We start from the raw sequence: 14,371 nt of genomic DNA, 5'->3' as shown, positions 1-14,371 counted from the left end.
GTGGAGTTCCGCTAGCCGCGGTACTTGCGCATGTAGCGCTCGGTCTCGTTGGGGGTGTTGTCGGGCAGCACCGGACTGTGGTGATGACGGTGACTCAGCGAGAAGAAGATCGAGACGGCGGTGGCAAATGCGGCGACCATCAGCAGTCCGCACAGGATCGCGGTCCCGACGTGGCCGGCCGCCATGTGGACCAGCCAGAGTGCGGCCATGGCGAAGCCGCCGAGCGCCAGGACGAACCCGAGGTAGCTCATCGGGTGGTTGCCATGGCTTTCGTGATGGAAGCGGTGGGTGGACATGTCTGCTCCTCGGCGGTGAGAGATCTCGTGTGGCAAGCCTACTCCGATTGTGACTCACCTCACAGAAGGTCGCACTCGACGGTGGCAGCGAAGCGTGCCGGCGCCACCTGTGGTTTTCGACCGAGTTGTGACCGCCATCACCGGCGTTTTCCCAGGTGGGGCACGGTAGGGCAATCGATTTGCATCGCTGACAAACGGGTGTGTAACGTTGTGTTCACCAACGCGGGGTGGAGCAGCTCGGTAGCTCGCTGGGCTCATAACCCAGAGGTCGCAGGTTCAAATCCTGTCCCCGCTACCAACACCAAGAACCCCCGCCCGGGACTCCCGGGCGGGGGTTCTTGCTATGTCGCCTTTCGGTGAACGAGGACCTCTTCGCTGGATCACAACCGCCGGGGGAGGCGCCCGCTCCCGCCGCGGTCGTGGACCCGGCCGACGCCGGCGTTCTCGACGGGGCACGCGCTTGGCCTCGATGCGCGCGATCTGATGGCGGTCATCGCTCACGAGTCGTCCCGGACCCCTTCGGTTGACGCGAAACCCACAGAGTCTGCACGTGCATGTCGCCGCCGGGCGCTGCCGACCCCCGTTGACCTGGCGATTTGACGACGCGTGGCGCGGTGCGTAACTTAAGTCGAGTCAGCGAGCCACGGCGCCGCCCCGGAGGGCCTGAGAGGGTCTGAAGGCGGGGAGTGGAGACCGGGTTTTTCGTTGGCCGCCCCTGATTGTTTCGGCTGAGGCTGTTGTGTCTTGGTTGGGTGGTTGGGGTTGCCAGATCTCTTGAGTCCGAAACTTTTCGGGGTTGCGGACTGCGGATCGGGTCTGGTAGGCTGGAAGAGTTGCCCCGGAGACGGGGTGGCGGAGATTGTGTGGACTCAAGTCTGCTGGTGAGAGCCCTTTTGGGGGTGGGTAGCTGGTGGGTGTGTGTTCTTTGAGAACTCGATAGTGTGATGATGAATTGTCTGATGCCATTTGTGGCATCGAGCATCTTTTGTGGATGTTGATGTTTTTGTGGCGCCTCGCCTTTTGTGGGTGTGGGTGTCATTTGTTTTGCTAGGTTTATTTTGGTCAGGTTTGCTTTCCTGGTTGTGTTGAAATGCTGGCCTTCTTTGTGGGGGGTTGGTTTTTTCGATGGTTTTTCATGGAGAGTTTGATCCTGGCTCAGGACGAACGCTGGCGGCGTGCTTAACACATGCAAGTCGAACGGAAAGGCCCAGCTTGCTGGGTACTCGAGTGGCGAACGGGTGAGTAACACGTGGGTGATCTGCCCTGCACTCTGGGATAAGCCTGGGAAACTGGGTCTAATACCGGATATGACCATGGGATGCATGTTCTGTGGTGGAAAGCTTTTGCGGTGTGGGATGGGCCCGCGGCCTATCAGCTTGTTGGTGGGGTAATGGCCTACCAAGGCGACGACGGGTAGCCGACCTGAGAGGGTGATCGGCCACACTGGGACTGAGACACGGCCCAGACTCCTACGGGAGGCAGCAGTGGGGAATATTGCACAATGGGCGCAAGCCTGATGCAGCGACGCCGCGTGAGGGATGACGGCCTTCGGGTTGTAAACCTCTTTCACCAGGGACGAAGCGTGAGTGACGGTACCTGGAGAAGAAGCACCGGCCAACTACGTGCCAGCAGCCGCGGTAATACGTAGGGTGCGAGCGTTGTCCGGAATTACTGGGCGTAAAGAGCTCGTAGGCGGTTTGTCGCGTCGTCTGTGAAATTCTGCAACTCAATTGTAGGCGTGCAGGCGATACGGGCAGACTTGAGTACTACAGGGGAGACTGGAATTCCTGGTGTAGCGGTGAAATGCGCAGATATCAGGAGGAACACCGGTGGCGAAGGCGGGTCTCTGGGTAGTAACTGACGCTGAGGAGCGAAAGCGTGGGTAGCGAACAGGATTAGATACCCTGGTAGTCCACGCCGTAAACGGTGGGTACTAGGTGTGGGTTCCTTTTCACGGGATCCGTGCCGTAGCTAACGCATTAAGTACCCCGCCTGGGGAGTACGGCCGCAAGGCTAAAACTCAAAGGAATTGACGGGGGCCCGCACAAGCGGCGGAGCATGTGGATTAATTCGATGCAACGCGAAGAACCTTACCTGGGTTTGACATACACCAGACGCGGCTAGAGATAGTCGTTCCCTTGTGGTTGGTGTACAGGTGGTGCATGGCTGTCGTCAGCTCGTGTCGTGAGATGTTGGGTTAAGTCCCGCAACGAGCGCAACCCTTGTCCTGTATTGCCAGCGGGTTATGCCGGGGACTTGCAGGAGACTGCCGGGGTCAACTCGGAGGAAGGTGGGGATGACGTCAAGTCATCATGCCCCTTATGTCCAGGGCTTCACACATGCTACAATGGCTGGTACAGAGGGCTGCGATACCGTGAGGTGGAGCGAATCCCTTAAAGCCAGTCTCAGTTCGGATTGGGGTCTGCAACTCGACCCCATGAAGTCGGAGTCGCTAGTAATCGCAGATCAGCAACGCTGCGGTGAATACGTTCCCGGGCCTTGTACACACCGCCCGTCACGTCATGAAAGTCGGTAACACCCGAAGCCGGTGGCCTAACCCCTTGTGGGAGGGAGCTGTCGAAGGTGGGATCGGCGATTGGGACGAAGTCGTAACAAGGTAGCCGTACCGGAAGGTGCGGCTGGATCACCTCCTTTCTAAGGAGCACACAACTACACACGTTTCGTGGGCGTCTGTTCTGCGGCGTGTGTGTGTTCACGGGTGAAACATCAGACACGTTGTGGTGGCCGGCTTGGTGCTGGTTTGTCCATGGCGAGCATTCCACTGTGAGGTGGGTGCGTTCGCGTCACACTATCGGGGTTCTGAGGGAACACGCGGCTGGCTTTCGGGCTGGTGTGTGTTGTCTTTGACCTAGCTGTCTGGTTGATCGTGCCGGTGAGGTGTCCTGTGGTGGGGTGCGGAGGTGCGGGAGGTTGGATGGTGTGTGTTGTTTGAGAAGTGCATAGTGGATGCGAGCATCTTTATTTCAAATCAACTTTTTGTTGGTCTGTGATTTAGCAGAATTTGTTTTGTGCACGAACGTGGTTCGTGTGGTGTCTACATTCGATCCTCGGGTCTCACTTTGGTGGGGTGTGGGGGTGGTTTGTAGGTGTTGTTGTAAGTGTGTAAGGGCGTTCGGTGGATGCCTTGGTACCAGGAGCCGATGAAGGACGTGGTAGGCCGCGATAGTCCTCGGGGAGTTGTCAAACGAGCTGTGATCCGAGGGTGTCCGAATGGGGAAACCCAGCACGAGTGATGTCGTGTTACCACCAGCTGAATGTATAGGCTGTGTGGGGGGAACGTGGGGAAGTGAAACATCTCAGTACCCATAGGAAGAGAAAACAATTGTGATTCCGTGAGTAGTGGCGAGCGAAAGCGGAGGAGGCTAAACCATGCGCATGTGTAACCGGGTAGGGGTTGTGTGTGTGGGGTTGTGGGGTTCATCTTCTCAGATCTACCTGTCTGGGCGTGAGTCAGAAAATCGTGTGTTAGGTGAAGTGGCCTGGAATGGTCTGCCGTAGTCGGTGAGAGTCCGGTAGCTGAAAACACATGGTCTTGCGTGATGTTCTCCCAAGTAGCAGCGGGCTCGTGGAATCTGCTGTGAATCTGCCGGGACCACCCGGTAAGCCTGAATACTTCCTGGTGACCGATAGCGGACAAGTACCGTGAGGGAAAGGTGAAAAGTACCCCGGGAGGGGAGTGAAATAGTACCTGAAACCGGACGCTTACAATCCGTCAGAGCCTGCGCCATTTCGGTGGGTGGGTGATGGCGTGCCTTTTGAAGAATGAGCCTGCGAGTTAGTGCTCGGTGGCGAGGTTAACCCGTGTGGGGTAGCCGTAGCGAAAGCGAGTCTGAATAGGGCGTTGGAGTCGCCGGGTCTAGACCCGAAGCGGAGTGATCTACCCATGGCCAGGGTGAAGCGTCGGTAAGACGTCGTGGAGGCCCGAACCCACTTCAGTTGAAAATGGAGGGGATGAGTTGTGGGTAGGGGTGAAAGGCCAATCAAACTCCGTGATAGCTGGTTCTCCCCGAAATGCATTTAGGTGCAGCGTCACATGTTTCTTACCGGAGGTAGAGCTACTGGATGGCCGATGGGCCCCACAGGGTTACTGACGTCAGCCAAACTCCGAATGCCGGTAAGTGAGAGTGTGGCAGTGAGACTGCGGGCGATAAGGTTCGTAGTCGAGAGGGAAACAGCCCAGATCGCCGGCTAAGGCCCCTAAGCGTGTACTAAGTGGAAAAGGATGTGGGGTCGCGAAGACAACCAGGAGGTTGGCTTAGAAGCAGCCACCCTTGAAAGAGTGCGTAATAGCTCACTGGTCAAGTGATCCTGCGCCGACAATGTAGCGGGGCTCAAGTACACCGCCGAAGCCGCGGCACTCACACAAGAGCCCGCCTTTCCCTTGCGGGGGATTGGCTAGGTGTGTGGGTGGGTAGGGGAGCGTCCTGCATCCGTGGAAGCCACAGAGTGATCTAGTGGTGGAGGGTGTGGGAGTGAGAATGCAGGCATGAGTAGCGAAAGCAGAGTGAGAAACTCTGCCGCCGAATGACCAAGGGTTCCTGGGCCAGGCTAATCCGCCCAGGGTGAGTCGGGACCTAAGGCGAGGCCGACAGGCGTAGTCGATGGACAACGGGTTGATATTCCCGTACCCGTGTATCCGCGCCCATGCTGAATCAGTTGTACTAACCATCCTGATCCTCCGAGAGTGCCTTCGGGTGCCGAGTGGGGTGATGCATGGGACCTTGGCTGGTAGTAGGCAAGCGATGGGGTGACGCAGGAAGGTAGTGGGGCCAGTCAGTGGTTGTACTGGTGTAAGCCTGTAGGGCGAGCGATAGGCAAATCCGTCGTTCACATAGCCTGAGAGGTGATGCGTAGCCGTTGCGGTGAATTCCATGATCCTATGCTGCCGAGAAAAGCCTCTAGTGAGTTGGTACACGGCCCGTACCCCAAACCAACACAGGTGGTCAGGTAGAGAATACTAAGGCGATCGAGAGAACTGTGGTTAAGGAACTCGGCAAAATGCCCCCGTAACTTCGGGAGAAGGGGGACCCATTCTGGTGACGGCCTTTTCGGTCTGAGCTGGTGTGGGTCGCAGAGACCAGAGAGAAGCGACTGTTTACTAAAAACACAGGTCCGTGCGAAGTCGTAAGACGATGTATACGGACTGACGCCTGCCCGGTGCTGGAAGGTTAAGAGGACCGGTTAGTTCCCTTTGGGGAGCGAAGCTGAGAATTTAAGCCCCAGTAAACGGCGGTGGTAACTATAACCATCCTAAGGTAGCGAAATTCCTTGTCGGGTAAGTTCCGACCTGCACGAATGGCGTAACGACTTCTCTGCTGTCTCAACCACAGACTCGGCGAAATTGCAGTACGAGTAAAGATGCTCGTTACGCGCGGCAGGACGAAAAGACCCCGGGACCTTCACTATAGCTTGGTATTGGTGTTCGGTTCGGTTTGTGTAGGATAGGTGGGAGACTGTGAAGTGGGCACGCCAGTGTTCATGGAGTCGTTGTTGAAATACCACTCTGATCGTATTGGACTTCTAACCTCGGACCCTGATCGGGTTCAGGGACAGTGCCTGGTGGGTAGTTTAACTGGGGCGGTTGCCTCCTAAAAGGTAACGGAGGCGCCCAAAGGTTCCCTCAGCCTGGTTGGCAATCAGGTGTTGAGTGTAAGTGCACAAGGGAGCTTGACTGTGAGACGTACATGTCGAGCAGGGACGAAAGTCGGGACTAGTGATCCGGCACCGGCAAGTGGAAGCGGTGTCGCTCAACGGATAAAAGGTACCCCGGGGATAACAGGCTGATCTTCCCCAAGAGTCCATATCGACGGGATGGTTTGGCACCTCGATGTCGGCTCGTCGCATCCTGGGGCTGGAGTAGGTCCCAAGGGTTGGGCTGTTCGCCCATTAAAGCGGCACGCGAGCTGGGTTTAGAACGTCGTGAGACAGTTCGGTCTCTATCCGCCGCGCGCGTAAGAAACTTGAGGAAACCTGTCCCTAGTACGAGAGGACCGGGACGGACGAACCTCTGGTGTGCCAGTTGTCCCGCCAGGGGCACCGCTGGTTAGCTACGTTCGGAAGGGATAACCGCTGAAAGCATCTAAGCGGGAAGCCTGTTCCAAGATGAGGTTTCTCACCCCCTTCGCGGGGTTAAGGCCCCCCACAGACCATGGGGTTGATAGGCCAGAACTGTACGCACAGCAATGTGTTCAGGTGACTGGTACTAATCGGCCGAGGACTTACAACAACACCCACACACCCAAAACCCTTTTTTGGTGTGTTCGCATCCACTATGTACTTCTGAAACAACACACAACAAACAAACACATTGTTGTGTGTGTGTTTCATAAAGTTACGGCGGCCATAGCGGAGGGGAAACGCCCGGCCCCATTCCGAACCCGGAAGCTAAGCCCTCCAGCGCCAATGGTACTGCACCCTAACCAGTGTGGGAGAGTAGGACACCGCCGAACACAACTCCCAGAATGCCCCGCAACACACGTTGCGGGGCATTCTGCATTTCCGGATCAGCTGAGATGATGCACGTCGGCGAGGCCGTACACCGGCGTGGGAATCCCTTCGAAGCGGGCCTTGAGCTGCAGGGCCAGATACAGCGAATAGTGGCGGGATTGATGCAGATTCCCGCCATGGAACCACAGACCCGGCTGGCGAGTGGGCTTCCACATGTTGCGCTGCTCGCCTTCCCAGGGACCTGGGTCCTTGGTCGTCTCCGATCCCAGGCCCCACACCTTGCCGACCCTGTCGGCCACTTCCTGGCCCATCAGGTCCGCGGCCCACCCGTTCATCGATCCGTAGCCGGTGGCGTACACCACGACGTCGGCAGGGATCTCGGTGCCGTCGGCGAGCACGACCGCGTTCTCGGTGAGATGATCGAGCTGTCCGTGGACGAGCTTGATCGTCCCGTTGGCGATGAGCTCGCTGGCTCCCACGTCGATGTAGTAGCCCGAACCGCGTCGTAGATATTTCATGAACAGCCCGGAATCGTCGTCGCCGAAGTCGAGCTGGAAACCGGCGGCCTCGAGGCGGTCGTAGAAGTCCTTGTCCTGCCGGCGGATCTGGTCGTACACCGGCACCTGGAACTGGTGCATGATGCGATACGGAAGAGAGGCGAAGGTGAGGTCGGCCTTCTTGGTCGTCATGCCCAAAGCAACGGCCTCTTCGCTGTAGAGCGAGCCGAGCGCGATCGAACGCAACGAATCCGATTTCACGATGTGAGTGGACGATCGCTGCACCATCGTGGCGTCGACCCCGTTGTCCACGAGTGCCTTACATATGTCATGCGCGGAGTTGTTCGATCCGATGACGACGACCTTCTTGCCCACATATCCGTCGGGACCGGGGTGCCGGCTCGAGTGATGTTGTTCGCCGGCGAACAGGTCCTGGCCGGGGACCGTGGGGATGGCCGGTTTGCCGGACATACCGGTCGCCAGCACGAGTTGGGTCGGCTGCAGGACCATACGATCGCCGTCTCGGTCGATCTCCACCGTCCATGTGCCCTCATCCTCGTCGTAGGCCGCGGACAGGCAGGTGGTCTTGCTCCAGTACGGAACCTCCATCACCTTCGTGTAGAACTCCAGCCAGTCACCGATCTTGTCCTTCGGCGCGAACACCGGCCAGTTGGCGGGGAAGGGTAGGTAGGGGAGGTGGTCGTACCAGACCGGGTCGTGGAGGCACAGCGACTTGTAGCGCTTGCGCCACTGGTCGCCGGGGCGTTCGTGACGGTCGACCACGATCGACGGCACCCCGAGCTGGCGAAGTCGGGCGCCCAACGCGATGCCGCCCTGGCCGCCCCCGACGATCAGAACGTAGGGCTGCACCGACCGGCCGAGTTCACGGTCCTCGTCGGCCTTCTTCTCGGCCCAGGAACGGGTGTCGGGATCGGATCCGTGTACGGCGCCCAGCGGCCGGTTGCGGCCCGCTGGTTCCTCGTGTCCCTTGAGTTCCTGCAGCGTGGTCAACAGCGTCCAGGCCTTGTCCCGGCCGCCGTCGGTGTCGTCGGGGCGGATGCGCACATGGCCCTCGCATCTGCCGACCGAGGTCTCGAAGGCGATGAATGCCGAGACCACGCCGTCTCCGTCATCGGTCGCCGGCTCGGTCGTGGTGAAGTGCGCCGGACGGGTGTCGGCCAGTCTCACGGAGAGCATGTCGGCGATCTGCTCGTGACCTTCGACCGTCTTGATGTTCCACGTGAACGCCGTGAGGTCCCGCCAGTAGCTGTCTGTCAGAAACGCATTGGTCGCACGGCCGATGTCGAGTGCGGCGAGCGCTGCCTCGAACTCCCGCAGCCATGTGTCGATCCGTTGTTGGGGGGTGTCGTCGACGCTGACGACAGGCTCCAGGGTCTGGGTCATGATGCCTCCTCTGTGGTGAGTGCCCGCTTGCATGGTGATCTGGACCACAGCGGTTCGAAGACAGCAGACGCCCTGAGGGGGTCGGCCGACAAGGGTTGCAGGGGGTTGCGGGCCCGTTGCTCGTTTGTCCTCGACTGTGACGTGACGCACAATCGAGGTGATGACGACCTTCGACTCCGTGCCTCAACTGGAACCCGCCGTCCAGGCGGGTGACGATCCGCGCGAGTTCGCCCATGTCCTGCACGCCGTCCACGACGCGGCCATGGCCGGGACACGGCTGCCCGCCAGGCCGCGCAGCGTCATCGACGACTCGTGGCAGCGGCTCCGGCGCGCAGGCCTCGACCCCGACGCCCCTCGCGCTGTCGAACCCACGCTGGAGTTCGATGAACTCGAGGAGAGTCGCAGACGGTCGGGCCTGATCGACGTCGTCGACGAGCTCGCGGGAGGTCTGGACTCACTCATCTCCGACGGCGACAACATCCTGGTCGTCGCGGACGCGCGGGGTCACGTGCTGTGGCGTAGTGGGTCGTCGAAGGTCCTCAACCGCGCCGATCATCTCGGATTCGTCGAAGGCGCCGACTGGGCGGAGGGCTCGGTCGGTACCAACGCGATCGGTACCGCGCTGATGTCGGGACGATCGGTCCAGGTCTTCTCCGCCGAACACTTCGTTCGCAGCCACCATTCGTGGACGTGTACGGGCGCACCGATCAAGGACCCGCGTACCGGTGACGTTCTCGGCGTCGTCGACGTCAGCGGGCCGGCGGCGACGATCCACCCGACCACGCTGGCGCTCGTACATGCGGTGGCCCGACTGGCCGAGTCCCATCTGCGCGAGCAGCATCATCGTCGCCTCGACACCCTGCGTGCGGTCGCGGCTCCGATTCTGGCGCGGATACCCGGCCCGGCGATGGCCGTGGACACCGACGGATGGGTCGCTGCGGTGGACACCTTGTCACCGCGGCCGCGGTTGCTGCTCCCGGCGAGCGTGGGGCCCGGTCGGATGTTCGTGAGCGCGCTGGGCGAGTGCGACGTCGAAGCGCTGCCCGGCGGGTGGCTGGTGCGTGTCGCAGACGCCACGGATGCACCGAGAACGTCCGTCGGTGTGCGATCGGTGGCGGGCGCTTCGGGTGTCACCAGCGTCGAGGTGAGCGTCGAAGGCGCCAGCGGGGTGTGGACACACCGGTGTTCGCCTCGCCACGGCGACATCCTGACCTATCTCGCACGGCACCGCGCGGGGGTGAGCGCGGCGCAGCTGTCGATGCACCTGTTCGGGGTCGACGATCGAACGGTGACCGTGCGCGCCGAGATGTCTCGGCTGCGAAAGCACTTCGGCGGTCTGCTCGTCGCCGGTCCGTACCGGTTCGCCGACGGCGTCGACGTACGCCTGCTCGACGCCCCAAGCTGGACAGCCGGGCCCTGATCGGTCTGTACCCGGATCAGTCGTACTCGGCGACGACCAGTCCGCGATCGAAGGCGTACACGATGGCGGCGGCTCGGTCTCGCAGGTCGAGTTTGGTGAAGATGTGGTTCACATGGCTCTTCACCGTGACCAGAGAGATGCCGAGGGCGGCGCCGATCTCGGCGTTGGTGTGGCCACGTGCGATCAGCCGAAGGACATCGGTTTCCCGTTCGGTGAGTTCCGGGGCGAGCGCCACCTGTTCGCGGCCCGCTCGTCGAAACCCCTGGAGAACCCGCCCGGTGACCGCGGGGTCGAGGAAAGCTCCATCGCGGACAACCGCCCGGACGGCCCAGATCAGCGCCTCGGCAGGTGAGTCCTTGAGGATGAAACCGGCCGCGCCGGCGCGGAGCGCACGCGAGAGCAGGACGTCGTCGTCGAAAGTGGTCAGCACCAGCACGGGCGGCGGTTCCCGGAGCGTCCGGACCATGGTCGTCGCGGTGATCCCGTCGACGTTGCGCATGCGCAGGTCCATCACCACGATGTCGGGACGGTGTTCGGCGATTCCGGCGAGAACCTCGGAGCCGTCGGCGCATTCGCCCACGATGTCGAAGCCGTCGCGGGGGCGGAGAATGCGTCGCAACCCCGTGCGGATGAGTTCCTGATCGTCGACCAGGAGGACCCGGATCGGATCGGCCGCGACGTCGGTCGGCCCGGTCGTCGTCATGCGGGCACCCCGTCGGCGATCGATCGGGCGGGCAGCGTCGCGCGGACCGACCACGTTCCCGCGCGATGGGAGGTGTGCAGTGTGCCGCCGAGTAGCCGTGCGCGCTGGGTCATCCCCTCGATGCCGGTGCCGTCGCACTGCCGGGGTCGGCCGTGGGCCGCGGGGTTCTCGATCGTGAGCGCCACCGCGTCGCTCACCGATACCGACACCGACGCCGACTTGCCGGTCGAGTGTTTGACGACGTTCGCCAAGGACTCCTGGGCGATGCGGTACAGCGCGGCACCCACCGGACGCGAGAGGTCGGTGACGTCACCCGCGAGGGAGAAATCGATGTCGACGCCGGCCTTGCGGTAGTCCTCGACGAGCCGGACCAGGTCTCCGGCACCCGGCGACGGCGCCGTGGTTCCCGACGGTCCAGCAGTTCCCAGCACGTGGACGATGCTGCGGATCTCGGTCATGGCCTGCCTGCCCTGACGCTCGGCGTCCGACAGCGCCTCGAGAGCCTCCTCGATGTCGCGGTCCTGTTCCAGGACGCGGCGGGCCCCGGTGACGTTGAGCATGGTGATCGACAGCGAATGCGCGATGACATCGTGGATCTCGCGGGCTATCCGCCTGCGCTCGTCGCCTGCGGCGCGGTCGGCACGTTCGGCGAGCACGCGAGCCCGGTTGTCGGCCAGTCGTTTCTGGATCAGCATCATGTAACCGATCAGCCATCCGCAGGCGACGCCGAGTGCGTACAGCGCCGGTGAGTCGAGGCCGCCGAAGGCGCCGAACCAGACGATCACCGCGATGCACGCGACCGTCACCGTTATTCCGGTGAGCAGGGGGTACATCGCAGCGGCGATCGCCGCCATCAGGACGAGCTGGAGTGGTGCGGCATCGGTGGGCGTCGGGACCATCAGGAAACAGACCGAGCTGGCGATGATCCCGAAACACGCGTACGAGGTAGGCGGTAGAGACAGATCCATCGCCATGGTCAGAGCGGCGAGGACCAGAGCGGCGACCACCCACCAGACCTGATCGAACGGATGGCGTTGCGCCGTCGACACCAGAGTGACCACGACGCTGGACCCCAGGATGACCGCGGGATACAGCGGGGGATACTCGCCGCCTGCCCGCTCGACTCGGCGTCGCAGCCCGGCACCTACGTTCGCTGTGAAGCCCGTCACCGTTCCAGGATAGTTCCGCATCGGCCCCGAACATCCGCCCCGCGGTGGATTGCGGTCTCCACCCTCGGGTGGAGAACCGGTCAACCCGCGGGTTGGCGACCGGGCCCCGTTGTCTCCATAGCGTTGTGAGCAGCTGACAAACGACCCGAGGAGGCCACGATGAGGACGCTGCGACCACGACGTGATCGATGGGAACGCTTCGAATCCCGCGACGCGCGAACGATTCTCGACCCGAGCCGCCAAGGGCTCGGTCGTCGGGTCGTCGTCGGGATCGACGACGGCGAGGCGTCGTTGCGTGCGGTGAAGGTCGCCGCGGCGATGCTGGGCGACTCGCACGACCTCATCCTGCTCTGCGCCACCCGACGTCGGCGCACGGAGGCCGACACCGAACTCCACGACGCCCTGAAACACGAGTCCTATCTGCTGACCGGGCGGGCCGGGATCGACGAGCGTCTGCGGACCGCCGCCGAGCTGGCGAAGTGGCACGGTGCACGGCAGGTGTCCACCATGAGCGAGGACGGCGACCCCGTCGCGGTCCTGCACCGGGTTGCGCAGCGCACGGGTGCCGGAGCCGTTGTCGTCGGAACCGGCCGGGGACGGCCGGGCTGGACGGCCCGGCGCCTCGCCCGACGACTCGACGACGAGGTCGCCCTGATCGTCACCGACGGCTCGGTCCATCATCGCCGGCAGGCCGTGCCCGCCGATGAACTCCGCGACACCACCTGGCACTTCCCGTGGCCCGTGCCTGCGCCGGAACCCGCGTAGCGGCGACCGTGACACGATGTGCTCATGCACATCACCGACGAGTCGAAGCTGCGTGAGATCGTCGGCCATCCCGTGGAGATGGTCCGCGACAAGGTGAGGAGCTCACTCGCCGATGTCGATCGGGAATGGCTCGCGGAGTCGCCGATAGTGTTCCTCGCGACCGCCGACGACCACGGACGCGCGGATGTGTCGCCCAAGGGTGACCCGGCCGGGAAGGTCGTCCACGTCATCGACGACACCCGGATCGCGATACCCGAGCGGCCCGGCAACCGCCGTGTCGACGGTTACCTGAACATTCTGCGAAACCCCCATGCGGGCGCCATCTTCGTCGTGCCCGGACGCGGCGACACTCTCCGGATCAACGGCTGCGCCCGTATCGTCGACGATGCCGACTACTTCGATGACCTGGCGATCAGCGGCAAGAGACCGATTCTCGCGATGGAGATCATCGTCGAAGAGGTGTTCTTCCACTGCCCCAAGGCCTTTCTCCGGTCGGACCTGTGGAAGCCGGACACCTGGCGGCCGGACGCGCTGCCGTCGGTCGCGGAGATCACGAGACGCGTGATGCCCGAAGCCGGGGACGAACGGTTCACCGAGGACAGCTTCCGCCCGTATCTGTACTGAGTGCGGCGGACTACCTCTGGGTCTTTTCGAGGGCGGAGACGAGTGCATCGGCGATCTCGTCCGCGGGTTCGAGGGGCAACGTATGGTGACTACCGCTGGCGAGCATCGTGATTCGCGCCGACGGGAGCAACTCTCGTACGCGCCGAGCCACGGTGTCCGCATCGTGCGCCCGGCTGCCGGGTGCGAAGATGACAGTGACCGAATCCCCCCTCCGAGACCGAAAGAGACTCACTGGTAGGACGTTTCGGTACGACGGTCCGCGGGTCGGGAACCGCGCTCCGGCGCAGTGCATCTCTGACCATTCGGGGTTCAGTGTGGCCGCGCCGGTCTCCCAGTCGAGAAAGCGCCGTTGCCGCCTCGGGGTGGGAGACAACAGGATCGGCAGGACTCGCAGGAGGTAGGACCGGCGCAGGCCGGCGTAGCAGGAGGTGGGGTCCACAAGCGCCAACCGGTCGACCCGATCCCGGCCGGGCCCGATCGCGAAGGCAAGCGCGATCATGGCGCCGTACGAGTGTCCCGCGAAATCGACGCGTGTGAGACCGAGCCCGTCGAGGACCGCCGACAGCCAGTCGAGGAGATCGCCCGTGGTCCGCGGCGGCCGGCTCATGCGGGAACGGCCGACGTCGCCGATGAGGTCGAGCGCGTGAACCCGGCGTGTTCTCGCGAGGACGCAACACCCGGCTGGCTGGCCGGGCATCTCGGCCTCAACAGCGCGTCGACGACGGCCTTGATCGATCGCCTGCAGGCGAAGGGCCTGGTGTCCCGTGCGCGGAGCGACACCGACCGCCGAAAGGTGGCGTTGCAGGTCACCGAGGCAGCGCAGGAGATGGGATGGTCGTTCTTCGGACCCCTCATCGCGCAAGTGATCGCCGTGGCCGACGGATACTCCGACGAGGATCTGAACACGATCCGGAACTTCCTCGATCAGGTCACCACTGCGGTGTCCACCGTCGCAGGGCGCTGATCAGGCGAGCATCTCGACCGCTCGGTACGAGCCGCAGACAGACCGGCGCAGGAGTCGAGAT

9 protein-coding genes, 1 tRNA gene and 3 rRNA genes are annotated in these 14,371 nt (G+C 62.4%); 8 read left to right on the top strand and 5 right to left on the bottom strand.

Annotation, left to right across the window (positions count from 1 at the left end):
- Window positions 1–11 precede the first annotated feature (11 nt).
- Window positions 12–296, bottom strand: a complete 285-nt coding sequence (locus ACSUZC_RS16715; RefSeq protein ID WP_439029620.1) for a hypothetical protein — start codon at window positions 294–296, stop codon at window positions 12–14.
- Window positions 297–517: 221 nt separating this feature from the next.
- Between ACSUZC_RS16715 and ACSUZC_RS16710 the strand changes: the two genes are divergently transcribed.
- From ACSUZC_RS16710 to rrf, 4 genes are all read left to right on the top strand, one after another.
- A tRNA-Met gene (locus tag ACSUZC_RS16710) sits at window positions 518–594 on the top strand.
- Between the two features lie 834 nt (window positions 595–1,428).
- Window positions 1,429–2,951 (top strand): 16S ribosomal RNA (locus ACSUZC_RS16705).
- Between the two features lie 458 nt (window positions 2,952–3,409).
- Window positions 3,410–6,543 (top strand): 23S ribosomal RNA (locus ACSUZC_RS16700).
- A gap of 106 nt (window positions 6,544–6,649) precedes the next feature.
- A 5S ribosomal RNA gene (gene rrf / locus ACSUZC_RS16695) occupies window positions 6,650–6,766 on the top strand.
- The 16S, 23S and 5S rRNA genes sit together here, the layout of an rRNA operon.
- Before the next feature lie 54 nt (window positions 6,767–6,820).
- Here rrf and ACSUZC_RS16690 read toward each other — a convergent pair.
- Window positions 6,821–8,665, bottom strand: coding sequence for a flavin-containing monooxygenase (locus ACSUZC_RS16690; protein WP_439029619.1), 1,845 nt, complete (start codon window positions 8,663–8,665; stop codon window positions 6,821–6,823).
- A 160-nt stretch (window positions 8,666–8,825) separates the two neighbouring features.
- Here ACSUZC_RS16690 and ACSUZC_RS16685 point away from each other — a divergent pair, with 160 nt between their 5' ends.
- Complete coding sequence (locus ACSUZC_RS16685) at window positions 8,826–10,085, top strand: GAF domain-containing protein (protein ID WP_439029618.1); 1,260 nt, start codon at window positions 8,826–8,828, stop codon at window positions 10,083–10,085.
- Between the two features lie 16 nt (window positions 10,086–10,101).
- Here ACSUZC_RS16685 and ACSUZC_RS16680 read toward each other — a convergent pair whose 3' ends face one another.
- On the bottom strand, window positions 10,102–10,788 hold the full coding sequence (locus ACSUZC_RS16680; RefSeq protein WP_439029617.1) for a response regulator: 687 nt from the start codon (window positions 10,786–10,788) through the stop codon (window positions 10,102–10,104).
- A complete protein-coding gene (locus tag ACSUZC_RS16675) occupies window positions 10,785–11,978 on the bottom strand; it encodes a sensor histidine kinase (RefSeq protein ID WP_439029616.1) in 1,194 nt (397 codons plus the stop codon). The genes ACSUZC_RS16680 and ACSUZC_RS16675 overlap by 4 nt, the downstream gene beginning before the upstream one ends.
- A 138-nt stretch (window positions 11,979–12,116) precedes the next feature.
- On the opposite strand from ACSUZC_RS16675, the gene ACSUZC_RS16670 reads away from it, so the two are divergent.
- Window positions 12,117–12,722, top strand: a complete 606-nt coding sequence (locus ACSUZC_RS16670) for a universal stress protein (protein ID WP_439029615.1) — start codon at window positions 12,117–12,119, stop codon at window positions 12,720–12,722.
- A gap of 24 nt (window positions 12,723–12,746) precedes the next feature.
- Window positions 12,747–13,346, top strand: coding sequence for an MSMEG_1061 family FMN-dependent PPOX-type flavoprotein (locus ACSUZC_RS16665; protein ID WP_439029614.1), 600 nt, complete (start codon window positions 12,747–12,749; stop codon window positions 13,344–13,346).
- A gap of 10 nt (window positions 13,347–13,356) precedes the next feature.
- On the opposite strand, the gene ACSUZC_RS16660 is transcribed toward ACSUZC_RS16665, so the two are convergent.
- Window positions 13,357–13,953, bottom strand: a complete 597-nt coding sequence (locus ACSUZC_RS16660) for an alpha/beta fold hydrolase (RefSeq protein WP_439029613.1) — start codon at window positions 13,951–13,953, stop codon at window positions 13,357–13,359.
- Here ACSUZC_RS16660 and ACSUZC_RS16655 point away from each other — a divergent pair.
- The gene (locus ACSUZC_RS16655) at window positions 13,858–14,310 is read left to right on the top strand and encodes a MarR family winged helix-turn-helix transcriptional regulator (RefSeq protein WP_439029612.1); all 453 of its coding nucleotides are present in this window, start codon (window positions 13,858–13,860) and stop codon (window positions 14,308–14,310) included. The genes ACSUZC_RS16660 and ACSUZC_RS16655 overlap by 96 nt on opposite strands.
- Window positions 14,311–14,371: the final 61 nt, after the last annotated feature.

Source organism: Gordonia terrae (assembly GCF_051789125.1).
GTDB lineage: Bacteria > Actinomycetota > Actinomycetes > Mycobacteriales > Mycobacteriaceae > Gordonia > Gordonia terrae_A.
Note: the sequence above shows the minus strand (reverse complement) of the source record. Positions and strands in the feature narration are given on the sequence as shown.

What these genes read in the sequence shown, in the direction of transcription:
- ACSUZC_RS16715 (WP_439029620.1), bottom strand. Translation starts at nt 296, where the DNA reads ATGTCCACCCACCGCTTCCATCACGAAAGCCATGGCAACCACCCGATG.
- ACSUZC_RS16690 (WP_439029619.1), bottom strand. Translation starts at nt 8,665, where the DNA reads ATGACCCAGACCCTGGAGCCTGTCGTCAGCGTCGACGACACCCCCCAA.
- ACSUZC_RS16685 (WP_439029618.1), top strand. Translation starts at nt 8,826, where the DNA reads ATGACGACCTTCGACTCCGTGCCTCAACTGGAACCCGCCGTCCAGGCG.
- ACSUZC_RS16680 (WP_439029617.1), bottom strand. Translation starts at nt 10,788, where the DNA reads ATGACGACGACCGGGCCGACCGACGTCGCGGCCGATCCGATCCGGGTC.
- ACSUZC_RS16675 (WP_439029616.1), bottom strand. Translation starts at nt 11,978, where the DNA reads ATGCGGAACTATCCTGGAACGGTGACGGGCTTCACAGCGAACGTAGGT.
- ACSUZC_RS16670 (WP_439029615.1), top strand. Translation starts at nt 12,117, where the DNA reads ATGAGGACGCTGCGACCACGACGTGATCGATGGGAACGCTTCGAATCC.
- ACSUZC_RS16665 (WP_439029614.1), top strand. Translation starts at nt 12,747, where the DNA reads ATGCACATCACCGACGAGTCGAAGCTGCGTGAGATCGTCGGCCATCCC.
- ACSUZC_RS16660 (WP_439029613.1), bottom strand. Translation starts at nt 13,953, where the DNA reads ATGAGCCGGCCGCCGCGGACCACGGGCGATCTCCTCGACTGGCTGTCG.